Source organism: Salimicrobium humidisoli, from assembly GCF_002295105.1.
Lineage (GTDB): Bacteria > Bacillota > Bacilli > Bacillales > Halobacillaceae > Salimicrobium > Salimicrobium humidisoli.
Window position 1 is genome coordinate 72193 of sequence record NZ_NSGH01000010.1, and the last position, 22023, is coordinate 94215.

Here is a 22023-nt window from a genome sequence, read left to right on the forward strand (position 1 = left end):
TCGGTTATTACCCGCTATTTGCAGGTTGGATTTTCGTTATAAAAAATAACCCCCGGTATTTCAGGAGTTATTTTCGGCAACTGTTACCTCTTGTTCCTGCGCTTCCTTCCATTCACGGAACGCATCCAGATCTTCGTTGATCACTCTCATCGTATAACCGAGAAGAGCAAGGTCGTCCACGTACCCGAGCGGAAGGAAATCCGGCCACGCGTCTACAGGCGTTACGAAATAGAGAAGCGTCACTACAACCATAACGATCGTTTTGTTGGATACATCCCTGTATTCTCCCCGTTTGTACGCTCTGAGGAGAGAAGCCAGAAGCATGATCTTCTCTACAGCTTCCTTAAGATACCCTTCATTTTTCTCAGCTTTCTCTTCCGCATTCTGAAACAGCTGTTTCATCTTGGACGGATTCGACATGTATTCTCTTACCGTCCCTCTATTCTTTCCCATGAAATCACGATAAAGTTTTTTTGGATCGAACTTCTTCTTCATAATGCTATCACTCCTTCTAGACTGTTGTTTTCCCTTACCCTTCACCTGTAAACGTTCCTTTCCGAACGAATATTTCCCCGGAAATGGGGAAGTTCAATTGCTACTCCCTCTTCCCCTCTGTAAAATAAAGCAAAAAGGAGGTCTACAATGAATGTTCCTTCGCTATTTCGGACAGCCTTCACTCTTATCAGACTTGTAGCTGTGCTTTTTTCAAGCTTCGCAGCTATTATAGCCACCACCCTGCCTATGTATCTGTACCATTCCTATCCTGCAGGAGAACTTACGCTCGTACTCCTCTTACTTCTTGCAGGAGCGTTACTTATCCACGGGTTTCTCACGCACATACTGAACGACTATACAGACAGTATGTCCTGCACGGATGATAAAAGCCCGGGCATTCTTTCAGGAGGAAGCCGCATCATTCAGAATAACCTCGTTACTGCCGGGACACTCCTCAAAATCGGCGTCATTTCTATTATCATCGTTCTTACTGCAGCCATCATCCTCTTTTTTTCCGGTTACATAAAAATATCCGTTCTGCTGCTTATAGGGCTCTGGAGCTCCATTACCTACTCCATGCCTCCGCTGAGACTGGGCTATTATCCATTGGTCGGGGAATGGTTCTCCATGTTTCCTGCCGTGTTCTTCATAGGGTTTGCAGGTCCCTGGATCATTATGGAGTCGCCGCCCCTCTGGGCATATCAGAACGCCCTCCTCATAGCTCTGTTTACTCAGGCCTGGGTCATGGTCCACCATATTCCGGACCGGTTTGCGGATGAGAATGCTTCACCTCCCAAAATTACGACTGTCGTATGGTTGAAAAATAAATTCGGAGACACGTACAGTCGTGCACCCGCCCTCCTCTATTTTCTTTTATGCAGTCTATGCTCTTTGTGGATCTTCGCGGAACGTCCCGTTGCGGGCGCCGGTGCAGCTGTTCTTTCTTTCGTCTCTATCTTCATCGTGCTGCAGTTGGACCTTGAACACGACGGGGACGTCTCCCAAAAAGAAAAGATGCTGCTCATTCTTACCATGATTGCAGCTTTATGGACCGGTCTGTTTATTTAGGAAAGGAAGCCTCTTCCTGCAAATATTTCCCGGGGAATGTAAGCGGTTAATTGATATTCCTTCCTCCCCTCTGTAAAATAAGGCAAAAAGGAGGTCTATGATGAATGCTTCTTCGATATTCAAGACCGTGTTCCCCATGCTCAGAATCGTCGCCGTACTTTCTTCAAGTTTGCCGGCTATTATAGCTTCCATGTTACCTATATTCCTGTACTACTCCTTTTCCCCGGCAGAGCTTACTGTCGTAATTGTACTGCTCCTTACGGGTGTCGTACTGGTGCAGGGAATTTTGACGCACGTGCTGAATGATTATACCGATTATATGTCAGGGACAGATGCAGAAAGCCCCGCTATTCTCTCCGGGGGAAGCCGCATCGTACAGAATAACCTGGTCACTATCAGAACTCTTCGCACGATCGGTCTCCTTGCCATAGCCACTGTCGTCACTTTAATCGTTATTTTCTTTTTGACCGACTACATAAAAATCGCTTCTCTGCTGTTAATCGGGTTTTGGAGTTCCGCCAGCTACTCCCTCCCGCCGGTAAGGTCGAGTTACTACCCATGGGCCGGGGAATGGGTCTCCATGTTCCCTGCCTTTTTCTTCATAGGGTTCGCAGGCCCCTGGCTCGTTATGGAATCGCTGCCGCTCTGGGCTTATCAGAATGCTCTGTTAGTAGCTTTGTTCAGTCTGATCTGGAACATGGTCCATCATATTCCGGACCGTTTCGCAGATGAGAATGCTGCACCGGCTAAAATTACGACTGTCGTATGGATGAAAAATAAGTTCGGGGATAAATACAGCAGCCTTCCCGCTCTTCTTTATTCTATTTTATGCAGCATCTGTGCCTTCTGGGTTTTTCTGGAACGTCCAATAGCAGGTGCCGGGGCGGCTATTTTATCTTTCACAGCCATTTTCATCGTGCTGCGTATGGATGTTGAAGACAACGAAGATGTTTCACGGGAACAAAAGAAATTATTCCTTCTCACAGCAATCGTGGGTCTCTGGTCAGGATTATTCATCTGAAAAACACAGGAAAGGAGAGCCGTTCAGAGGCTCTCCTTCATTTCTTTTATAATCGACTTTTTCCACTGCTCTTTCTGCCGTTCATACTGTTTTTTCAGTGTGGAAGCTTTCTCTTCTTCCCCTGCCTGCTGTAACTGTTCGTGCAGATCCTGGAATTTTTCATCGGTTTTCTCTTCCAGTTTTTTTGCAGCAGGTTCATATTTTTCATACATATCAAGGTAAGAACTCTCTTCTTCCAGATCTTCTTTCACCTCTGTCTTAAGCTCTGAAAGCCGGTCTTCCGCCTGGGTGAGTAAACTTTCATAGCTGTCTTTCACATCCGACTGTCCACGATTCGTTTCGAGATTGTAGTCGTCTTCTACAATTCTGCTCACTTCCGGGTCCTTTATCTCGTTTCCGGAAGTGAGAAAAAAGGCACCAAATACCCCTCCTGCTACGAGAAAAGCAATAATCAACACTCCGGCAACATACTTCACCAGTCGGACACCTCACTCGCACTGATATGTGCAGTATTATTTTTCGTCACCCGGTTTCACTTCCTCGCCGTTTTTACCTTTGAATCTGAGGCCCCAGCCGGTCCAGCCGGCAACGAACATTACGATAAGAAGTCCCCATCCCTGGTAAACGAACGGGAATACTTCCATCGGTGATACGACTGTAACGTAGTCGTAGTTTTCGGCCGCCGTCTGAATCGTCGTCCACGCAAGCAGTACGCCGGCACTCCACGGAAATATGTAGCCGAGTGCCGAAGTTACGGTATCCAGAAAATTAGCCCGGCGGTAAGGATGGATATTCATTTCCTCCCCTATTTTTCTCACAAAAGGTGCAGCTGCAATTTCAGCGGCCGTATTGATTGTAATGAATACGTTGAGAAAAGCTACGATTCCGAACATGGTAAGCTCTGCACGCCGGACGACGTTTTTGATGATTCCGAGAAAGAAATCTTTGATTCTCTCCATTGTGCCTGCTGCTTCCAGCAGATGAGCCGATGCCATAATGAACAGTATAAGAATGGCCATATTGAAGTAGCCGCTGATCCCTTCGATAAGAGCTCCTTCAATCACCGCTTCCCCCGCGCTGTCTCTATGAATATCAAGCACACTCGAAAGAGGTACATCCATGAATATGATGAAAACGATGACGGCAAGAATCCCCCACGTAAGCGAAGTGATCAGATGCTGACCGCTAAGCGCCAGGTACAGTACGAGTGCAAACGGAATCAGCATAAGCAGTCCGCTTGCAGCCACTTCACTTTCCAGTTCGGCGATGAGGGTAGCGTCCCCTGTCTGACCTCCCCCGCCGGTGAAATAAAACAGCAGGGCTGCCGGAACAGCCGCAAAAACCGAATACTTGAAACGAGAACGCACGACACCCGGCACGTCTGCGTCCTGAGTCGTTGCGGATACGATGGTCGTATCGGAGACCGGCGCGAGGTTATCTCCGAAAACGGCACCGCTCAAAATAGCAGCCAGCAGAATAACGGGGTCCGCACCGAGGACGATCCCTGCCGGATACATAAGGATACCGAACGTGGCGACCGTCCCGTACCCTGTACCTACAGCAGTCGAGAAAAGAGAGGCGAGCAGGAACGTAAGTACGACGTACCCTCCCCCTTCAAGACCTGTCTGGAAGCCGAACCAGATAAGCCCGTCCACGAGACCTCCGGCCGAAAGAAGAGTGGCAAACATACCGGCCCAGAACCAGGCGATAATAGCGACAATCCCCACAGGCTGCGCCATACCATTGATCAGCGACTGGGCATAGTCTGCCCATTTGGACTTGACGAAAAACAGCCCGATCCCGACACCGATGACTATACCGAGTATCAGTGCCCTCTCCGTGACGAGATTCGTCACACTGAGCGTAATCGCCCATATAATGAAAAAAACGAGTGGAATCGCGGCAGCGAACGGCCCGCCACGAAAATCCAGTCGTTTTACTTCTCTTTCTCCAGTAGCTTCATTAATCGCGTCGTTACCATTCATACTTCTCCCACCTAACTATTCCTGTGTTTAGTTTAAAAACTCCTCAAGCTGCTGTCTGTTTTCGACGATATCCGCAAGCGTATACGCATCAAGCACTCTCAGAAATTCTCTGAGCGCTCTCCCCGTGATGCCTTTCAGTTTACATACGGGAGAAATGACGCAGTAATCCGTATCGCAGCTGAAGCACTCAAACAGATTGAAGTCATCTTCCATCACCCTCACCACTGCCCCGACGTTGATGTCCTCCGGGGCCCGGGCCAGGCGGATACCGCCGTTTCGGCCGCGCACCGTTTCCACATACCCCGATTTCTGAAGTTCATGGACAATTTTGGCAAGATGGTTCATCGATATTCCGAAAGCTTCGGAAATTTCCTTCTTACTGGCCAGTTCCCCTTCTTCTTTCACCGCGGTGAACATAAGAACGCGCAGGGCATAGTCTGTATATTTCTTTAACCTCATATTTCATTCCTCATTTTCACTTTTCTCGTACCACTTATGGTATCATATCCGCTTTTGATTCCGTTAACAAAATATTCATAAAAGACTCCGAAAACCCATTGTTATTCATTTTAAATACTACTATCATAAAGGTATATTAAAAATACATCTTTTGGAGGTTGAGAATATGGCTACTCAAGTAACCAGCCGTTTAGATGAAAGAACAAGAGAAATTGTGAAAGCGACCGTACCGGTGCTCGCAGAACACGGTGAGGCCATTACCACCCACTTTTATAAAAGAATGCTTACGGAACGTCCCGAACTGAAAAACTATTTCAACATGACTCACCAGAAAGACGGGAAGCAGCCACGTGCGCTTGCGAACGCAGTCTATGCTGCCGCCAGCCACATTGATGATCTTTCCGCCATCGCTCCGGCCGCTGAAACGATTGCTGAAAAACACGTCAGCCTCAACATTCGTCCGGAACATTATCCGATTATCGGAGAATATCTCCTTAAAGCGATCAAAGAAGTTCTTGGTGACGCAGTAGATGAAGAAGTCATTGACGCCTGGGAACTCGCCTACGGAGAGATAGCCGACCTTTTCATCAGTATCGAAGATGGGAAGTACAAAGCAAGTGCCTGGACGGGTTATCGTCTTTTCACTATCCATAAAAAAGTGAAAGAAAGTGAAGAAATCACCTCTTTCTATTTGAAACCGGAAGACGGAGGTCCTCTCCCTTCCTATCGGCCCGGTCAGTACATCGGGATCAAAGCGGATATCCCTGATTATCCGCATACGCAGCGCAGACAATACAGTTTATCCGATGCTCCCGGCAAGGATTACCTGCGGATCAGCGTCAAACGTGAAGGCGGAACGGACGAAATTCCTGCCGGGCTTGTATCCACCTGGCTCCACGATCAGGTACAGGAAGGGGACGTCGTGCCGATAAGTGCACCTGCCGGGGACTTTTTCCTCGACGAATCCACTTCCCGCCCGGTCGTATTACTGAGTGGAGGTGTCGGCCTCACTCCTCTCATGAGTATGTACAAGAAAACACGGGATGAACGCGACGTTTACTTCATTCATGCTGCCAGAAACGGTGGTGTCCACGGATTGAAAGAAGAGATGGACGGTGAACAGACGTACGTCGTCTACGAAACACCTTCCGAAGAGGATAAAACGCTTGCCGCTTACGACAAAGCCGGATACGTCGATCTCGATTGGCTCAGAAACGTTGTACCGAAAGAAGCGGACTTCTACTTCTGCGGTCCTGAAGGATTCATGCGTGCCATGAACGGAGCCCTGCACGAATGGGGAATTCCTGACGATCAGGTCAATTATGAATTTTTCGGCCCTAAAGGCACACTGTAAATTTTTATAGAAACAAACTCCGGTAACGAAGCAGTTCCGCCCGCAGAAAACATTTTGTTTTCTGCGGTTTTTTTCATGCAGGAACGTACAGGGACGACAGCGTGAGTATTTAAAAGGAAAGCCTCCTCTTTCTTCATCGAACCCCGTTATACGGGAGTATATCCCGTAATCTTCAATTATTCAGAATATTTACTTTATTGCTAAAGTTTGCAATAATTAAAGGTATCTTATAAGAGGGGGAAAATTGATGAAAAAGTGGTCAGGTCTTTTAATTATTTCATTCTTCATGTTGTTACTTGCAGCCTGTGGTTCATCCGAAGAGAGCGATGCCAACGAAAGCAAAGAATCATCCGGTGATGAAGGGAAAAGCGGGAAGTCATACACTGTCGCTACTGATAACAACTTCGTCCCTTTTGAATTTCTGAACGAAGATACAGGTGAAATGGAAGGTTTCGACATGGATCTTATCCGCGCCGTAGCCGATGAAGCCGGTTTTGAAGTGGAAATCGAATCCATGAAGTTCGACGGAGTGGTGGCCGGTATGCAATCCGGACGATATGATATCGGAATCGCCGGTATGACTATCACCGAAGAACGTGCCGAAACTATCGATTTCTCGGAACCATATTACGACGCCGGACTTACGATCGCCGTTCAGGAAAGCAACAGCGACATCAAATCGGAAGATGACCTGGCAGGGAAGAAAGTCGGGACACGTTCCGGTACTACAAGTGAACAGTACCTGAAAGAAAACCATCCCGATGCCGAAGTCGTCACTTTTCCGGGTATTGTGGAAGCATACATGGACCTGCAGGCAGGACGGGTGGACGCAGTCATGTACGACGTCCCGAACGTTAAGTACTACGTAAATAACGATGCCAAAGGTGAGCTGAAAACGGTCGGCGAGACACTTCAGGGAGAACAGTATGGTATAGCTTTCCCTAAAGACTCCGAACTTGTAGACCCTGCCAACGAAGCTCTTCAGACACTGATCGACAATGGAACGTATGATGATATTTATGAAGAGTGGTTCGGTGAACGTAAATACGGCACGGAATCCTCGGAATAAACCAGCTCAGGCGTAGCGGTCTTCTGTTACGTCTGATTTTCACCATTTCAATTATCCATTCATAGTGAAGGAGCGTTCGTGTACATGGAAGCAATTATGGAGTCTCACTACATACGGGTATTACCTTTCCTGTTCGAAGGGCTGGTCTGGACTTTGATCATTACCGGGGTCGGTCTGTTTTTCGGATTCATTCTCGGAGCCATCTTCGGAATGGGACGGTTATCTAAAAATAAACTCGTTTACGGAATCTCCTCAATTTACGTGGAAGCCCTCAGAGGGACGCCGATCCTTGCCCAGATCCTGTTCATTTATTTCGGTCTCCCGGACCTTCTCGGGTTCAATATCGATAAAATCAGTGCGTCCATCATAGCGATTTCATTAAATGCCGGAGCCTACATAGCAGAAATCGTCCGTGGCGCCGTCTACTCCATCGATAAAGGACAGAGCGAAGCAGGGCGCTCCATTGGTCTGACCAGGTCTCAGACGATGAGGTATATTATATGGCCCCAGGCCTTCAAACGGATGATTCCGCCTCTTGGGAATCAGTTCGTCATCAGTCTGAAAGATACATCCCTTTTCTCGGTAATTGCTGTAGGAGAACTGCTGTATATGGGACAGCAGTACTATGGCACCACTTTCGCCGCTTTTGAAGCTCTCACGATGGTCTGTCTTCTCTACCTTGCAATCACGGTGCCGACAGCCCTGTACCTCCGTAAAGTGGAAAGGAGACTGGATGTATGAGTGAAATGATTACAGTGAATAACCTGCATAAATCTTTCGGAAAAAACGAAGTTCTGAAAGGGATCGACATGAAAGTGAAGGAACAGGAAGTCGTGTGTGTCATCGGTCCGTCCGGTTCGGGTAAAAGTACGCTGTTACGCTGTCTTAATCTGCTCGAAGAGGTGACTTCGGGGGATGTATTCATCGAAGGCGACAACCTCACCGGCAAAAACGTAAACATTAATGAAGTGCGTACGCGCGTAGGAATGGTCTTTCAGCACTTCAACCTTTTCCCGCACATGACCGTAATGGAAAACATTACGATCGGGCCGATGAAAATCAAAAAAGTTTCCAAAGAACAAGCCAGAAAAGAAGCCATCCCGATTCTAAGGAAAGTCGGTCTCGAAGAAAAAGCGGACGTCTACCCCGAGAGCCTCTCCGGGGGCCAGAAGCAGCGTGTAGCCATCGCCCGTTCTCTTGCGATGAACCCGAAAATCATGCTTTTTGATGAGCCGACTTCAGCCCTCGATCCGGAACTGGTGGGAGACGTACTCGAAGTAATGAAAGATCTGGGGAAAGAAGGAATGACCATGGTCGTCGTTACACACGAAATGGGATTCGCCCGTGAGATGGGAGACCGGGTCATTTTTATGGACGAAGGGGTTATTATGGAAGAGGACATTCCGGAGAATCTGTTCGGGAATCCCCAGCATGAACGGACGAGAGAGTTTTTAAGTAAAGTATTGTGAAAGTATAGAGACAGAAACCGAACATTCACGCCGACGGCGATGATATTCCGGGAACAGCACACAGGCTTCTGCGGAGCCGGACCGGTCCCTGCCACCTTTTAATCAGCCGATATGACTGATTGCGGCAGCCCGATCCAAATTCGCGGAGAGCTTGTGTGCTGTTCTTTTATTATTGGTCCGGAAGCAGCATACCTGACTTAAAACCGAACATTTATTTTATAATTAAAATATTGTTCGGTTTTCACTTTGACAAACATCAGAAATTCCTTTACATTATTCATAGAACGAATGATAAACATAAACATATAAAAAATATTCGCTTTTAGAGGTGAAAAATCATGGAAAACGTTTTTGACTATGAAGATATACAGCTGATTCCTTCGAAATGCATCGTTTCGAGCCGTTCGGAATGCGACACGTCCGTTTCGCTCGGAAAGCACACATTCAGATTACCGGTCGTTCCGGCCAACATGCAGACGATCGTGGACGAATCCCTCGCCCGGAAACTCGCGGAAAACAATTATTTCTACGTGATGCACCGGTTCGAACCGGAGAAGCGACTGGATTTCGTACGGGAGATGAAAAAGGCCGGACTCATTTCTTCGATCAGTGTCGGCATAAAAGAAGAGGAATATGATTTCCTCGACACATTAAAAAAGGAAAACATGATCCCTGATTATATGACGATCGATATTGCGCACGGTCACTCGGACGCTGTTTTGAACATGCTCCGCTATATTAAGAAAGAACTGCCGGAGACTTTCGTTATCGCCGGGAACGTAGGTACACCGGAAGCTGTACGCGAACTCGAAAATGCCGGAGCGGACGCTACAAAAGTCGGCATCGGTCCCGGCAAAGTCTGTATCACGAAAATGAAAACCGGTTTCGGTACCGGAGGGTGGCAGCTGGCTGCAGTCCGCTGGTGTTCAAAAGCCGCAACGAAACCTGTGATCGCCGACGGAGGCATCCGTACGCACGGAGATATAGCCAAGTCGATCCGCTTCGGTGCAAGCATGGTCATGGTCGGTTCTCTGTTCGCCGGTCACGAAGAATCCCCGGGAGACACGAAAGAAGTGGACGGCACTCTTTATAAAGAGTACTTCGGCTCCGCTTCCGAGTTTCAAAAAGGTGAGAAGAAAAACGTGGAAGGCAAGAAAATAGTCGTGGAACACAAAGGGAACATCAAAGACACCCTTACAGAAATGGAACAGGACCTTCAGTCCGCCATCTCCTACGCGGGAGGCAGAGATATCGAAGGCCTGCGCCACGTCGATTATGTAATCGTCAAAAACTCGATATTCAACGGAGATAGAATCTGATTTTTCTTTTTCATATAATAGCAGGGATATGGCCTGCGAGTTTCTACCGGTCCCCCGTAAAGGGACTGACTATGAAAAAGCTGTTACGTGCCGGGAAGGACTCTTACTAAGGGAGCCCTCACCGATTCCGCTTATGAGGGGACACCCCCTGTAAGAGACGCGTCTGCTTTTTCACAGCAGATGCGTCTTTTTTTATTTAAAAACGAAAATGATTGGTCAAAACTTTTGTTAGGAGATGCTGCCGTATGAAAGCACTTGAAGAAAAAATAAGAAAAGAAGCTGTGGTCCTCTCGCCTTCTGTCATAAAAGTCGACTCTTTTCTGAACCACAGTGTAGACCCCTCTTTCATGAAGGACATCGGGGAAGCCTTTTATAGGAAATTCAAAAATGAACCCGTCACGAAAATTATAACGCTGGAGTCCTCTGGTATCGCACCTGCTGTCATGACCGGACTGTTTTTTGATGTCCCGGTCGTATTTCTCCGAAAGCAGAAGTCCCTGACGCTGAACGATCAACTGTTCACCGCAGACGTATATTCCTATACGAAAGAAACGACGAACAGCATAAGTATATCGAAGGAGTATCTTAGTGAGAATGATCACGTACTGATCATTGATGATCTTCTCGCCAACGGTCAGGCTCTTAAAGGAATGATCGATATCGTCCGTGAATCCGGCGCAGGCCTGGCCGGATGCGGCATCGTCATCGAAAAAGGCTTTCAGAACGGAGGTTCCGACTTAAGGGCCAGTAATATCCGCATCGAATCACTGGCGATCATAAGCGATATGTCCGAAGTAACGATCACTTTTACTGAAAGGGAGGAAGATTGATGAAAACAGCTGCACTCGGTTTCCAGCATCTGCTCGCCATGTACACAGGCGCCGTCCTCATTCCGCTGATTGTAGGAGGCGCCCTCGGATTATCATCCGCCCAGCTCACTTATCTCGTCGCCATCGATCTGCTTATGTGCGGGGTCGCTACTATTCTGCAGGTGATCCGGACGAAATGGTTCGGCATCGGTCTTCCGGTCGTTCTCGGCTGTACGTTTACAGCGATAGGTCCGATGATTGCGATAGGAGGCCAGTACGGAGTATCGGGGATATACGGAGCGCTCCTCGCCTCCGGTCTTCTCGTCATGCTGTTCGCCCGCTTCTTCGGGAAGCTCGTCCGCTTTTTCCCGACCGTCGTAACCGGTACTGTCGTCACGGTGATAGGAATCACTCTCATACCTGAAGCGATCAAAAATATGGGCGGCGGTGCAGGAGCGGAAGATTTCGGTTCCGCTTCCAACCTTCTTCTCGCATTCGGAACACTTGCCGTCATCATCGCTCTGTACCGGTTTTCAACTGGATTCACGCGTGCCATTTCCATCATGCTCGGACTCGTTGCAGGAACCGTGATTGCCGCTCTCTTCGGAAAAGTGGACTTTCAGGCCGTCGGAGAAGCTGATGTATTCCACATGGTGGAACCCTTCTACTTCGGGATGCCCACTTTTCACTGGTCGGCGATTTTGACTATGACGCTCGTCGCCATGGTCTCTCTCGTGGAATCCACAGGCGTCTACTTCGCCGTCAGTGATATGAGAGACGAAGTTCCGGACGAGAAAGACCTCACCCGCGGCTACCGTTCGGAAGGTCTCGCCATCTTTCTCGGCGCCGTCTTCAACGCTTTTCCATACACGGCTTTTTCCCAGAACGTCGGACTGATGAATATGACGGGGGTAAAGTCGCGGAAAGTCATTTTTACAACGGGAGGTATGCTGATCATCCTCGGTTTCCTTCCAAAAATCGCCGCGATTACTACTGTGATTCCGACTCCCGTTCTCGGAGGTGCGATGCTTGCGATGTTCGGTATGGTAATTTCCCAGGGCATCAAAATGCTCAGCCCGGTTATCCGCGATTCCACGGAAAACTCGATGATCGTCGCCTGTTCTATCGGAATGGGACTCGGCGTAACGACCGTTCCCGAGCTTTTTCGTTCGCTTCCGGAAGGCATACAGATTCTGACGAGTAACGGAATCGTAGCCGGAAGTCTGACCGCCATCGTTCTCAACATCGTCTTCCACGCCTCTTTTTCGAAAAAAAGCGCAGTGGCAGTACCGGCTGCCGAAAGAGCATCCTGAACAACTCCGAAACAGTACATGGACTCCTTACGGGGAGTGATGTGCTGTTTTTTTATTATCGCCACTGGCCTTACGTACGCCGACCGCTCCTTTTCAGAACGAGGAAAACCAGCAGGACTGCACTTACAACGCCTATGCTGTCGATCGCTACGTCACTGATCTGTCCGCTCCTCCCCGGAATGAATGTCTGATGGAACTCATCGGTCGCAGCGTACAGCACGGCTGCGGCAGAAGCTTTGTACCACTTGCGAAAAGCACCGTAAAGAAATAGCGTCAAAAGAAAATAGGCAAAAACGTGCGCGCCTTTCCTTACGATATAATGCAGGGTGTCCTCCGCTGCCGGGATCGCCGAGAACAGGGCTGCAACGATTGAACTCAGCTGACTCGACTCCTCCCCCGCCTGATGGGATAAGTAAAAAATGCATGCCATCCAGAGAATGGCAAGAACTCCTGAAATTTTCTGAACTTTTGACATGACCCGGCCCCTCCCTTTCCTATATAATGATACCTAATCAAAGGAAAGGAGTCGATAACGCGATGAAACATTTGGCGAAGGAACACTTCGTCTACTCTATGGATAAAGATAATCCTCCGGCTCTCACCGTCTCTTCCGGTGAACAGATCAAAGTCGATACATACGACTGTTTCGAAAACCAGATCCGGACGGAAGATTATGAAATGGAAAGCATGGACTGGGAGAAGATCAATCCCGCAACCGGACCGATCTACGTGGAGGATGCGGAACCTGGCGATGTACTGAAAGTCCATATTGATGATATCACTCTCGGCGACCAGGGGGTCATGCTTACAGGACCCGGACTCGGCGTACTCGGTCACCGTATGGAAGATTTCGAAGTTAAAATACTTCCTTTGAAAGACGGGAAAGTAGTATTTGACGAGAAATTGTCTTTACCCCTGAATCCTATGATCGGCGTTATCGGGGTGGCACCGGAAGGCGAAGGCGTAAACTGTGGTACCCCTGATGCTCACGGAGGAAACATGGACACGAAACGCATTGCAGAAGGCGCCACTCTTTATTTCCCCGTTTTCCAAAAGGGAGCGCTTCTTTCACTCGGCGACCTTCATGCGGCTATGGGAGACGGGGAAGTCAGCGTTTCCGGGGTTGAAATCCCGGCAGAAGTGACTCTGACCGTGGAAACGCTCAAAACAAAGTCCCTCTCCTACCCGATGCTTGAAGACAAGGAAGGAGCGGCTGCGATCGTATCTAAAGAAACCCTGGATGATGCGGTGGATACAGCAGTGGAAATGATGATCGATCATCTTCACCCGCACCTCGATATGTCTTTATCGGAACTGACGATGCTTGCAAGCGCCGCAGGTCAGGTGGAAGTGAGCCAGGTAGTGGATCCGCTCAAAACAGCCCGTTTCTCTATGCCGCGGTACGTTCTGGAAGCGTATGACGTTCAGCTATTCTGATCCAATGAAAAAGTGCTTCGCGGGATTGCGAAGCACTTTTTCTTATTGCAGTTCTTCTTCGAGACTCATATCTCCTGAAGGACGGAAACGATAGTACATTGTATACACTCTCGTATAGAACCACTGGATCCACGGACCGAGCAGAAGCATCGGAACGATGGTACCAAGACCTACAGGACCGCCGATGATGAAAGCGAGGGAAGCCATGACGACCGCTACTGCCGTCTGGGACACTTGCAGACTCAAATTATATCGGTGACTCACCGCAAGGAACAGCTGATCGACCGGAGCGCGGGCGAACTGAGGCAGAATGTAGATCGCCACCCCGAGACCGATGATCATTACTGCGACGAGCAGCAGTGCAAGTTGCAGGAGAAACGGATAGTTAGCCAGATTGACCGGTGCAAACACGAACTCCAGCCAGAAATCGAGAATCAGACTCTCCATAAATATAGGAATGGCCGCTCTGATTTCCGGTGCCTGCTTCATAAGCAGTGCGTTCACGAAAACAATCAGAAATTGAAACACTCCGTACCAGAAACCTGTCGTAAATCCTAAGTGATCGGAGACACCGATAAAAAACGCCGTCCAGAACCCTGCTCCGAGAGTAGCGTTAATGAGAAGCGCTACCCCGAAAAAATTGATAAGCATACCCAGCAAGTATATAGAGGAACGATAAAGCATGACTCCCCCCTCCTTCTTTCCTGAAATCTAAAAGCCATTCTATTAGAAGATATAGAGAGAAACAAGGAGAAAACCTTAGATATATCGACGATTTTTTGCTGAAAACGTTCTATTTACGAGCACACCGGTCTATAAATGTTTATATAAACATAAACGGAATTTCTGCACATGCTTTTTTTTCGAACGTCATTTGTCATTTTTAAAAAAGTAAGTATAATACGTAAGGTGAAATACTTTCAGTAGAGCTCCAATTGTTCTTAGAAAACGGACATTTCAGTTTTACGGAAGTATTTTTTTGTTTATTCACCATTTTTTTACGCCATAATTTATTTAGGAGGAGACATGAAGAACGTATCCAGAGTTTTTTACATTACACTTGCCTTAGTCATCATAACCGTTATATTCGGTGCTGTATTCCCGGCACAGTTCGAAGGGATTACCGGGAGTATTAAATCTTATGTGGCTACCACATTCGGGTGGTACTACCTGTTACTCATGTCGGCACTCGTAATTGTTGCCGTCTCTATTTCCATCAGCCCATGGGGGAAAATACGCCTCGGCAAAGACGGGGAAAAGCCGGAGTTTTCCCTGCCCACCTGGACAGCTATGCTGTTTTCGGCAGGGATGGGGATCGGTCTCGTGTTCTACGGGGCGGCCGAACCTCTTTTCCACTATCTCTCCGATTCCCCTACTGCCGAAACAGGGAGCGGAAAAGCATTTAAAGAAGGACTCGTCTACGCCTACTACCACTGGGGTATCCACGTCTGGGCTATGTATGGAGTCACCGCGCTCGCGCTCGCCTTTTTCCAGTTCAGAAAAGGAGAGCCCGGACTTATTTCCACGACTTTGAAACCGCTGTTCGGCGACAAAATGAATGGACCGCTCGGTACATTGATCGACGTCCTCGCTGTATTCGCAACCGTCTTCGGGGTGGCAACGTCTCTCGGTTTCGGAGCGGTACAGATCAACGGCGGACTTTCCCATCTGTTCGACGTCGAAGTAGGCTTTACATCGCAGTTCTTCATCATTACTGTCGTAACGCTGTTATTCTTAATATCAGCCTGGACAGGGTTAAGCAAAGGCATCAAGTATTTATCCAATACGAACCTGGTTCTTTCCGTCGTTCTGCTCGTTCTCGTGCTGGTCATCGGGCCGACAGTGCTGATTCTGAATATGTTTACGGAGACGTTCGGTATGTATATACAGAACTTCATCGAAATCAGTTTCCGCACGGCTCCTCTCGAGAGCGATAACCGCAGCTGGCTCGACAGCTGGACGATTTTCTACTGGGCCTGGTGGGTGTCGTGGGCTCCATTCGTAGGTATGTTCATCGCCCGCGTCTCCCGCGGTCGTACGATCCGGCAGTTCCTTACCGGAGTGCTTACTATTCCCACGCTGCTCGTGTCCATCTGGTTCGCCGTTTTCGGAACGACTTCCGGCAACATCCAGAATAAGGGTACGGAACTTACCCAGTATGCGACGGAACTCGTCCTGTTCAATATGTTCGATCAGCTTCCGCTGTCACTCATTCTCTCTTTACTCGCGATCGTGCTGATCGGTTCGTTTTTCATTACGTCGGCCGATTCCGCCACGTTCGTGCTCGGTATGCAGTCCACGTACGGTTCCCTGCTGCCGGCGAACAGAATCAAAATCATCTGGGGACTGGCGCAGTCCTCCGTGGCTCTCATTCTCCTGTACGTAGGAGGGCTGCAGGCGATACAGAATACCATTATCGCTGCGGCGCTTCCGTTCTCTTTCGTCATGATTCTCATGGTGATCGCCCTCTTCAAGGCGCTCAATGAGGAGTACAAGAAGATGGAAGCGGAAGAAGAGAAGAAACAGAGTTCATAGCCATACTAAAAGCCGGTCTGCTTATCAGAAAAGCAGGCCGGCTTCTTTTGATGATCTAGTTGCTGCCTGAGCGTTCCTTCAGGGTTTCTTCAAACAGATCAAGTCCGTGGTCGATTTCTTCCTTTGTAATTGTAAGCGGCGGGATCATCCGCATAATTTCCGTTTCGTTTCCTCCGAAGTAGAACAGCACCCCTTTTTCAAGAGCACGATCCAGGCAGTCGAACAACACGTCACTGCTCGGAGTTTTCGTCACCGGATTCACCATTTCGATCCCTATCATAAGACCGAGGGCCCGGACTTTCCCTATTTCCGGATATTTCTCCTGCATAGTAAGCAGTCTCTCATAAGCGTAAGCTCCCTGCTTTTTCGTATTGGCAAGCAGGTTCTCCTCTTCGATGACGTCGAGTACTGCATTTGCAGCGTGACAGGCAATAGGATTCCCGCCGAACGTCGTTGCGTGACTGCCAAGCGGCCACTTCTGCATAAGTTCCCGCGAAGCCACGGTCGCACTTAGGGGCAGACCGCTCGCTATACCCTTCGCAATCGCCATGATGTCCGGTGTGACATTGAAAGTGTGCGAAGCGAACCATTCCCCGGTACGGCCAAACCCGGTCTGCACTTCATCGAAAATAAGCAGAATGCCGTGCTCGTCACACAGTTCCCTCACTCTCCGGAGCCATGGCTCCGGGGGCACGACGTATCCGCCTTCCCCAAGCACGGGTTCCACAATAAATGCCGCCACTTCTTCGGGGGCCACCTGATACTTGAACAGCTGTTCAGCATGATGCTCCAGTTCTGCAACCGGATCTTCCGCTTCCGGATCCGCATAAGGCAGCTGGTATGTGCCATTGACCGGCTGATGTTTCCGGTACTTGCTTTTCGAAGTGGAGACGCTCAGCGCCCCCATGGAACGACCGTGGAATCCGCCGAGAAAAGAAACGACGTAAGGGCGGTCCGTAACGTGACGGGCCAGCTTCAAAGCGCCTTCCACCGCTTCGGCACCGCTGTTTCCGTAAAAGAAGCAGTCGAGATCCCCGGGGAGGATGGCAGCAAGACGCTGTGACAATTCAAGAATGGAATCGTACATAATAACCCCGGACGGGCCGTGCGTAAGTTCATCTGCGCCTTTTTTAATCGCCTCCACCACTTTGGGATGCCGGTGTCCGACGTTCGTCGTTGCAATTCCCGAAGTAAAATCAAGGTACTGCCGTCCGTCTTTTCCGTAGTAATAATGCCCCTCTTCTTTTTCTACCGGAAGGTTCGGGTGGTCTTTCGCCATACTCGGTGCCAGGTGTCTGTCCACAAGATCTTTTATTTCGTCCATAACTGTAATCCTCTCCTAAAAGAAAAATAAATGTGCAATCAGCGCGGCGAGCGGCAAAGTTACAGCCGTCCGCTGCAGAAAAATGATGAATAGTTCAAACAGATTGATCGGTATATTCGATTTAATGAGCAGCACGCCTATTTCAGACATATAAATGAGCTGAGTCAGAGCCATAACGCCGATGACGAACCTGGTGATTTCCGCTTCGATTCCGCTTCCGATGACCGCGGGCAGGAACATGTCCGCAAAGCCGACGATCATCGCAGGGGCTGCCGCTTCCGCTTCCGGCAGCTGCAGCAGATTCAGAATAGGAATGAACGGATAGGACAGGAAAGTGAAAATCGGCGTGAACTCCGCAATAATGAGTGCGACGGTACCGAGAGCCATGACGAGCGGAATAAGGCCGAGCCAGATATCAGCTACGTGGAACAGCCCTTTCTTAACGACTTCCCCGGCCCCTTTCACCTGATCGGCTTTCTTTATGGCACGGTCCACACCCCACCGGAACGTTGACCAGCCTTCGGGAACATCTTCCTGTATCTGACGGCCGACCGGGCCATGGTATGTCGTCTTTTTACCGGAAAGCGGAGGTATCCTCGGGATGACGATTGCCGCTACAATGCCGCACACCACTACCGTAGCATAAAACTGGACGAACATATCGTCGATAGACAGAAATCTTGCGATAACAAGACTGAACGCGATAGACGCTATCGAAAAGTTCGTAGCGATGATGGAAGCTTCTTTTTTCGTATAATATCCTTGTTCATACTGCTGGGTGGTCAGAAGAACACCGACGGTACCGCTCCCCATCCAGGAAGCCATGGCATCCACAGAAGAACGGCCGGGGAGCTGGAAGAGCGGGTTCATCACTTTTCTGACCATCGCTCCGATGAAATCCATCAGTCCGAACTCCAGCAGTAACGGCATGAACAGACTCGCGAATAAAAACCAGACCATAAGCACGGGAACGAGATCGTAAAGAACGACGACTCCTGTCAATTCCGACCATATCACTTCAGGACCGATACTCCACAGCGTCATAGCCGCAAAGATGGCACCGATGACCCGAAGCGTAATCCAGAACGTTCCTACGTCGAAAATGGCGAGAATAAAAATATTATCTTTATATAATTTCTCAGGAACAAACCGGATGATTATACTGCCGAGTGCAGAAACCCACAATACTGCTGTCATAAAAGCAGGAATGTACGGTCCAATAGCCGCCTGCAGGCCATCGGCCATCACCCCGAGACCGATCGTGACCGTATCATTCACAGAAATAGGTACAAGGAACAAAAGCACTCCGATCAATGATGGAATAAGAAATTTCAATAATTGCTTCGTCGTGTATTTACCGGTAGTGCTGTCTTTCGCAGTTGCAGACTCATCAATCTCCATGCTTTTCTCCCCCAATCACAAAATTCTTTGTTGGTTAATAATACACAATGATGTATTTTTATTCAACAGGATGTATCAGCATAATTTAAAATAAATGTACGGAGATGAACGTCGGCATAGATATTTCCGGGACATATACCCGCTGCTGTGTAAAAAAAGCACGCGCCATGCAGGCGGATGCTCCGGATTTATTTATAGAAGTCACTCACTATTTCCTCAAGACTGATTTTTGCCAGATAGTTTTTCGGAGTCAAAAATGTGACGGTGACGACTCCGGGGTGACGGCCTATCTCGATAGACCCGGTAATCGTGGCCCGGTTCATCACTTCCGGAACATCAATGCCGAAAGCTTTCGCCGCACGTTCCATACCGTTCGTCGTCGCATCATTGAGAGTCGCTCCACTGCCGACGAAAGACACGGGGAGAGAATCTTCCATTTTCTCTATATTCCATTCTTTCCGGAGTGCTTCGGCTTTTTGTTTCTCCTCTTCCGTAAACGGTTTGGCAAGATACGGAAGATCTTCTTCCACCGGAAGAAGGATCGGCCCTTCAATGTTGACGCCTTTCAGCACTTCCACTTCCAGGCTGACGATACCCGAGACATCCGTCGTATGTCCGGCAATCTCTCCGTCCCCCTGCATCGCGTGCATGTCTCCAAGGTATACTCCTCCGCCTTCCACTTTCACCGGACAGATAAGCACTGCTCCTTCCCGGACGCGGTTAATGTCCATATGTCCATCCGTCCGCTCTTCCAGCTGCTCTTCCGTGAGTCCGTACGAATGTGGAGCATCGATCAGAAACTGCCCGAAATCTCCGGCGTTGTGGGAGTCGGGAATGGCTCTGGACGGTGTCGTGCCGAGCTGTCCGAGGAAAGGCCGCAGTCTTGCCATAGCTCCGATGATGTCGTGGGGAGCAAACGTGACGACCGGATTCTGAATGGAGCCCTCGGGCGTTGCCATGTAATGTTTCGAGTCCTTCGCCACTTTTTCCGCCGCCTGTTTATCCAGTGTCAGACCCATTTCTTTCTTGTGATCGAAGGCGATGGAATAAGCATTCGTGAACGCAAACGGAGTCACGTCCTCTCCGCACACCTGACAGCGGATCGCCTGCTGGCCGATGCCTTCGATATATGTTTCGGGATTCTCCGTACCACAGTTCGGACATTTCCCGTCTATGAACGGATCGCCGGTGAAACGCCCTTCGACCGGTTTGTCGTTCCCGGAAGCTGTCGCTATAGAAGTCACTTCAATGGAATGGATACGGATAGCGATTGCATCTCCCACTTCCGCTCCTTCCACGTACACGGGCTTCGTCACTTCATGCCCGCCTTTCAAGGCAGGGGTGATCATCGGCCCCCAGCATCCGGGCGTCGTATTGGCGACGATGTGCCCGCCGTCCCGGACTTTATACTCCATTTCTTTCGAGGGATCCAGCACGCCATCAGTAAAATCGTTAACGAAAACAGTCTGTTTAGCCTTCATTTTGTACACCCCTTTATTGTTATTGTCTTAATTTTAGAATATTACAGACAATTCTACAAAATAAAGACTTTTCACCCTTGCCTCTTCAGGGTATCAAGAGAGAGGAAAGGATAGATGCTCATGACGGAATTATTGCTCAGTCACATCCCCTCCACCCTTCTCCACATACTTACGGGGCTGCTGGTGGCGGATTTATTATTCAAAGGACCTGACTTCCATAATAGAAAAGCAAGATTCGTTCTTCTCGGGGGCGTCGGTGTCATCGTACTGATGCCGGACCTCCCCAAACTGTTCGGTGTGCTGATCGGTCACTCCCTGATCACCGTTCCCCTTATTGCCGCATTTTTCGCTATTTTCACCCGGGCGCTGCTTACCATGACGTTTTTTCCCATATGGTGGCGACTGACACTCGTACTCGTAGTAAGTGCGCTCGGTATCGACTATCTCGGAAACGGGGTCCATCTGTTTTATCCGGTGACCGGGGCGACGTACGGCCTTTCTCTTATCCGGTATGAATTCTTCTATATACTTCCGGTCAGTATTCTGCTGTTCATTCAGCTGCGGAAAGGAACTTCGGTACGTCACCGTAACACCTGACCCCCTCCACAGATCCTGTGCTCCGAATGGAGTTTTCCCGGAGCAGAACAGTCTTACTGAACATCTTCTCTGCTGAAAAGCACACAAAAACCGGACGTCAAAGTCCGGTTTTGTCTGCACTATTCTGTTCCGTACTCTTCTCCCTGTCCGCCGCTCATTTTATCCAGTACTTCCGGGAACTCCACCGTATCGAACTCCTCTCCGGTCGCAGCATCGGTGACGTGGATGACGACGCTGTAATCGTCGGGGTCCGCTCCATCGAAAAGTTGATAATATAAACCGAGGACACCGATACCGAAGACGGCAAATCCGTCAAAACTTTCCTCATAAGCAGTCTGCTCTGCTTCGAGTGTAAACTCGGAGTAGTCACTGTTTGCGGTGACCCCCTGAATAGAGGAGAATTCCCCACCTTCCCGTATCTCTTCTAGGGAACTCTCAATCTCCTCCTCCATCTCTTTCATCATTTCTTTATGCTTCGATTTGGACATTTTATACGTAATTGTTCCATCCCCGTTATCCGTCACTTCTCCGATTCCTTCTTCTTCCGCAGAAGCTTTTATTTCTTCAAAATCCCCGTCTTCCATTTCGAACAGCGTTTTAGGGAGTGTCACTTTTACGTTGAACATCCCTTTATCGACATCGATGGAACCTTCAGATTTTTCTTCCGCCGCTCCTTCACTTTCATCTTTGGATGTTTCCGCTTCCGGGGTGGCATCGGCTTCCGCAGATTCCTCGGGAGTCTGATCCCCCGTACCGCAGGCGGCAAGCAGAATGGATAAAGCAATGAGCCATTTCCACATACGTCTCTCCTCTTTCCGGTTTGGATTTTACTGTCCCACTTCCTCCATGCGCACCAGACACTTCCGAATGACAAATAAAATACGACG

General features: G+C 49.0%; 22 protein-coding genes and 1 riboswitch. Of the genes, 12 read left to right on the forward strand and 10 right to left on the reverse strand.

From position 1 onward, the window contains the following. Nucleotides 1-60 precede the first annotated feature (60 nt). Nucleotides 61-495 (reverse strand): YkvA family protein, encoded by a 435-nt coding sequence (locus CKW00_RS07830; RefSeq protein WP_095822107.1) that lies wholly within the window; start codon nucleotides 493-495, stop codon nucleotides 61-63. Between the two features lie 147 nt (nucleotides 496-642). Here CKW00_RS07830 and CKW00_RS07835 point away from each other — a divergent pair, with 147 nt between their 5' ends. Further along, entirely contained in the window at nucleotides 643-1563 is a 921-nt protein-coding gene (locus tag CKW00_RS07835; RefSeq protein WP_095822108.1) for a prenyltransferase, read from the forward strand. A gap of 100 nt (nucleotides 1564-1663) precedes the next feature. Next, entirely contained in the window at nucleotides 1664-2584 is a 921-nt protein-coding gene (locus CKW00_RS07840) for a prenyltransferase (protein WP_095822109.1), read from the forward strand. 23 nt (nucleotides 2585-2607) lie between these two features. Here the strand turns inward: CKW00_RS07840 and CKW00_RS07845 are convergent, their stop codons facing one another. The 3 genes from CKW00_RS07845 to CKW00_RS07855 are packed head-to-tail and all read right to left on the reverse strand — an operon-like array spanning nucleotide 2608 to nucleotide 5028. Further along, a complete protein-coding gene (locus tag CKW00_RS07845) occupies nucleotides 2608-3060 on the reverse strand; it encodes a hypothetical protein (protein WP_095822110.1) in 453 nt (150 codons plus the stop codon). Between the two features lie 36 nt (nucleotides 3061-3096). Then, entirely contained in the window at nucleotides 3097-4569 is a 1473-nt protein-coding gene (locus CKW00_RS07850; RefSeq protein ID WP_095822111.1) for a Na+/H+ antiporter NhaC family protein, read from the reverse strand. A 27-nt stretch (nucleotides 4570-4596) separates the two neighbouring features. Further along, nucleotides 4597-5028, reverse strand: a complete 432-nt coding sequence (locus CKW00_RS07855) for an RrF2 family transcriptional regulator (protein ID WP_095822112.1) — start codon at nucleotides 5026-5028, stop codon at nucleotides 4597-4599. A 166-nt stretch (nucleotides 5029-5194) separates the two neighbouring features. Here CKW00_RS07855 and hmpA point away from each other — a divergent pair, with 166 nt between their 5' ends. The 7 genes from hmpA (at nucleotide 5195) to CKW00_RS07890 (ending at nucleotide 12361) form a co-directional block, all read left to right on the forward strand. Next, complete coding sequence (hmpA, locus tag CKW00_RS07860; protein WP_095822113.1) at nucleotides 5195-6382, forward strand: NO-inducible flavohemoprotein; 1188 nt, start codon at nucleotides 5195-5197, stop codon at nucleotides 6380-6382. A 247-nt stretch (nucleotides 6383-6629) separates the two neighbouring features. Then, nucleotides 6630-7451: a glutamine ABC transporter substrate-binding protein gene (locus tag CKW00_RS07865; RefSeq protein ID WP_095822114.1), complete on the forward strand. Its 822-nt coding sequence runs from the start codon at nucleotides 6630-6632 to the stop codon at nucleotides 7449-7451. An 84-nt stretch (nucleotides 7452-7535) separates the two neighbouring features. After that, complete coding sequence (locus tag CKW00_RS07870; protein WP_095822115.1) at nucleotides 7536-8192, forward strand: amino acid ABC transporter permease; 657 nt, start codon at nucleotides 7536-7538, stop codon at nucleotides 8190-8192. A 5-nt stretch (nucleotides 8193-8197) separates the two neighbouring features. After that, complete coding sequence (locus CKW00_RS07875) at nucleotides 8198-8920, forward strand: amino acid ABC transporter ATP-binding protein (RefSeq protein ID WP_076571092.1); 723 nt, start codon at nucleotides 8198-8200, stop codon at nucleotides 8918-8920. 338 nt (nucleotides 8921-9258) lie between these two features. Beyond that, nucleotides 9259-10239, forward strand: coding sequence for a GMP reductase (gene guaC / locus CKW00_RS07880; RefSeq protein WP_095822116.1), 981 nt, complete (start codon nucleotides 9259-9261; stop codon nucleotides 10237-10239). Next, nucleotides 10230-10331, forward strand: a riboswitch (purine riboswitch). It overlaps the preceding gene by 10 nt. Nucleotides 10332-10484: 153 nt before the next feature. Beyond that, the gene (locus CKW00_RS07885; protein ID WP_095822117.1) at nucleotides 10485-11069 is read left to right on the forward strand and encodes a xanthine phosphoribosyltransferase; all 585 of its coding nucleotides are present in this window, start codon (nucleotides 10485-10487) and stop codon (nucleotides 11067-11069) included. Then, nucleotides 11069-12361: a nucleobase:cation symporter-2 family protein gene (locus tag CKW00_RS07890; RefSeq protein ID WP_095822118.1), complete on the forward strand. Its 1293-nt coding sequence runs from the start codon at nucleotides 11069-11071 to the stop codon at nucleotides 12359-12361. The genes CKW00_RS07885 and CKW00_RS07890 overlap by 1 nt, the downstream gene beginning before the upstream one ends. A 70-nt stretch (nucleotides 12362-12431) precedes the next feature. Here CKW00_RS07890 and CKW00_RS07895 read toward each other — a convergent pair whose 3' ends face one another. Beyond that, the gene (locus tag CKW00_RS07895) at nucleotides 12432-12836 is read right to left on the reverse strand and encodes a VanZ family protein (RefSeq protein WP_095822119.1); all 405 of its coding nucleotides are present in this window, start codon (nucleotides 12834-12836) and stop codon (nucleotides 12432-12434) included. A gap of 62 nt (nucleotides 12837-12898) precedes the next feature. Here CKW00_RS07895 and CKW00_RS07900 point away from each other — a divergent pair, with 62 nt between their 5' ends. Next, on the forward strand, nucleotides 12899-13798 hold the full coding sequence (locus tag CKW00_RS07900; protein ID WP_095822120.1) for an acetamidase/formamidase family protein: 900 nt from the start codon (nucleotides 12899-12901) through the stop codon (nucleotides 13796-13798). A 42-nt stretch (nucleotides 13799-13840) separates the two neighbouring features. Here the strand turns inward: CKW00_RS07900 and CKW00_RS07905 are convergent, their stop codons facing one another. Beyond that, nucleotides 13841-14482: a YczE/YyaS/YitT family protein gene (locus tag CKW00_RS07905; RefSeq protein WP_095822121.1), complete on the reverse strand. Its 642-nt coding sequence runs from the start codon at nucleotides 14480-14482 to the stop codon at nucleotides 13841-13843. Nucleotides 14483-14824: 342 nt separating this feature from the next. On the opposite strand from CKW00_RS07905, the gene CKW00_RS07910 reads away from it, so the two are divergent. Next, nucleotides 14825-16333 carry a BCCT family transporter gene (locus tag CKW00_RS07910; protein ID WP_095822122.1) on the forward strand — a complete coding sequence of 503 codons (1509 nt, stop codon included), beginning with the start codon at nucleotides 14825-14827 and terminating at the stop codon, nucleotides 16331-16333. 55 nt (nucleotides 16334-16388) lie between these two features. Here CKW00_RS07910 and CKW00_RS07915 read toward each other — a convergent pair whose 3' ends face one another. From CKW00_RS07915 to CKW00_RS07925, 3 genes are all read right to left on the reverse strand, one after another. Continuing rightward, a complete protein-coding gene (locus CKW00_RS07915; RefSeq protein WP_095822123.1) occupies nucleotides 16389-17657 on the reverse strand; it encodes an aspartate aminotransferase family protein in 1269 nt (422 codons plus the stop codon). Nucleotides 17658-17672: 15 nt separating this feature from the next. Further along, a complete protein-coding gene (locus tag CKW00_RS07920; RefSeq protein ID WP_095822124.1) occupies nucleotides 17673-19058 on the reverse strand; it encodes a YjiH family protein in 1386 nt (461 codons plus the stop codon). Nucleotides 19059-19246: 188 nt separating this feature from the next. Beyond that, a complete protein-coding gene (locus CKW00_RS07925) occupies nucleotides 19247-20539 on the reverse strand; it encodes an acetamidase/formamidase family protein (protein WP_095822125.1) in 1293 nt (430 codons plus the stop codon). A 120-nt stretch (nucleotides 20540-20659) separates the two neighbouring features. Between CKW00_RS07925 and CKW00_RS07930 the strand changes: the two genes are divergently transcribed. Next, complete coding sequence (locus CKW00_RS07930; RefSeq protein WP_143544235.1) at nucleotides 20660-21136, forward strand: hypothetical protein; 477 nt, start codon at nucleotides 20660-20662, stop codon at nucleotides 21134-21136. A 119-nt stretch (nucleotides 21137-21255) separates the two neighbouring features. Here CKW00_RS07930 and CKW00_RS07935 read toward each other — a convergent pair whose 3' ends face one another. Then, nucleotides 21256-21936: a hypothetical protein gene (locus CKW00_RS07935; protein WP_095822127.1), complete on the reverse strand. Its 681-nt coding sequence runs from the start codon at nucleotides 21934-21936 to the stop codon at nucleotides 21256-21258. Nucleotides 21937-22023 lie beyond the last annotated feature (87 nt).

Excerpts from the sequence above, each read along its gene's own strand:
- CKW00_RS07830 (WP_095822107.1), bottom strand. The coding sequence starts at position 495 with ATGAAGAAGAAGTTCGATCCAAAAAAACTTTATCGTGATTTCATGGGA.
- CKW00_RS07835 (WP_095822108.1), top strand. The coding sequence starts at position 643 with ATGAATGTTCCTTCGCTATTTCGGACAGCCTTCACTCTTATCAGACTT.
- CKW00_RS07840 (WP_095822109.1), top strand. The coding sequence starts at position 1,664 with ATGAATGCTTCTTCGATATTCAAGACCGTGTTCCCCATGCTCAGAATC.
- CKW00_RS07850 (WP_095822111.1), bottom strand. The coding sequence starts at position 4,569 with ATGAATGGTAACGACGCGATTAATGAAGCTACTGGAGAAAGAGAAGTA.
- CKW00_RS07855 (WP_095822112.1), bottom strand. The coding sequence starts at position 5,028 with ATGAGGTTAAAGAAATATACAGACTATGCCCTGCGCGTTCTTATGTTC.
- hmpA (WP_095822113.1), top strand. The coding sequence starts at position 5,195 with ATGGCTACTCAAGTAACCAGCCGTTTAGATGAAAGAACAAGAGAAATT.
- CKW00_RS07865 (WP_095822114.1), top strand. The coding sequence starts at position 6,630 with ATGAAAAAGTGGTCAGGTCTTTTAATTATTTCATTCTTCATGTTGTTA.
- CKW00_RS07870 (WP_095822115.1), top strand. The coding sequence starts at position 7,536 with ATGGAAGCAATTATGGAGTCTCACTACATACGGGTATTACCTTTCCTG.
- CKW00_RS07875 (WP_076571092.1), top strand. The coding sequence starts at position 8,198 with ATGATTACAGTGAATAACCTGCATAAATCTTTCGGAAAAAACGAAGTT.
- guaC (WP_095822116.1), top strand. The coding sequence starts at position 9,259 with ATGGAAAACGTTTTTGACTATGAAGATATACAGCTGATTCCTTCGAAA.
- CKW00_RS07885 (WP_095822117.1), top strand. The coding sequence starts at position 10,485 with ATGAAAGCACTTGAAGAAAAAATAAGAAAAGAAGCTGTGGTCCTCTCG.
- CKW00_RS07890 (WP_095822118.1), top strand. The coding sequence starts at position 11,069 with ATGAAAACAGCTGCACTCGGTTTCCAGCATCTGCTCGCCATGTACACA.
- CKW00_RS07895 (WP_095822119.1), bottom strand. The coding sequence starts at position 12,836 with ATGTCAAAAGTTCAGAAAATTTCAGGAGTTCTTGCCATTCTCTGGATG.
- CKW00_RS07900 (WP_095822120.1), top strand. The coding sequence starts at position 12,899 with ATGAAACATTTGGCGAAGGAACACTTCGTCTACTCTATGGATAAAGAT.
- CKW00_RS07905 (WP_095822121.1), bottom strand. The coding sequence starts at position 14,482 with ATGCTTTATCGTTCCTCTATATACTTGCTGGGTATGCTTATCAATTTT.
- CKW00_RS07910 (WP_095822122.1), top strand. The coding sequence starts at position 14,825 with ATGAAGAACGTATCCAGAGTTTTTTACATTACACTTGCCTTAGTCATC.
- CKW00_RS07915 (WP_095822123.1), bottom strand. The coding sequence starts at position 17,657 with ATGGACGAAATAAAAGATCTTGTGGACAGACACCTGGCACCGAGTATG.
- CKW00_RS07920 (WP_095822124.1), bottom strand. The coding sequence starts at position 19,058 with ATGGAGATTGATGAGTCTGCAACTGCGAAAGACAGCACTACCGGTAAA.
- CKW00_RS07925 (WP_095822125.1), bottom strand. The coding sequence starts at position 20,539 with ATGAAGGCTAAACAGACTGTTTTCGTTAACGATTTTACTGATGGCGTG.
- CKW00_RS07930 (WP_143544235.1), top strand. The coding sequence starts at position 20,660 with ATGACGGAATTATTGCTCAGTCACATCCCCTCCACCCTTCTCCACATA.
- CKW00_RS07935 (WP_095822127.1), bottom strand. The coding sequence starts at position 21,936 with ATGTGGAAATGGCTCATTGCTTTATCCATTCTGCTTGCCGCCTGCGGT.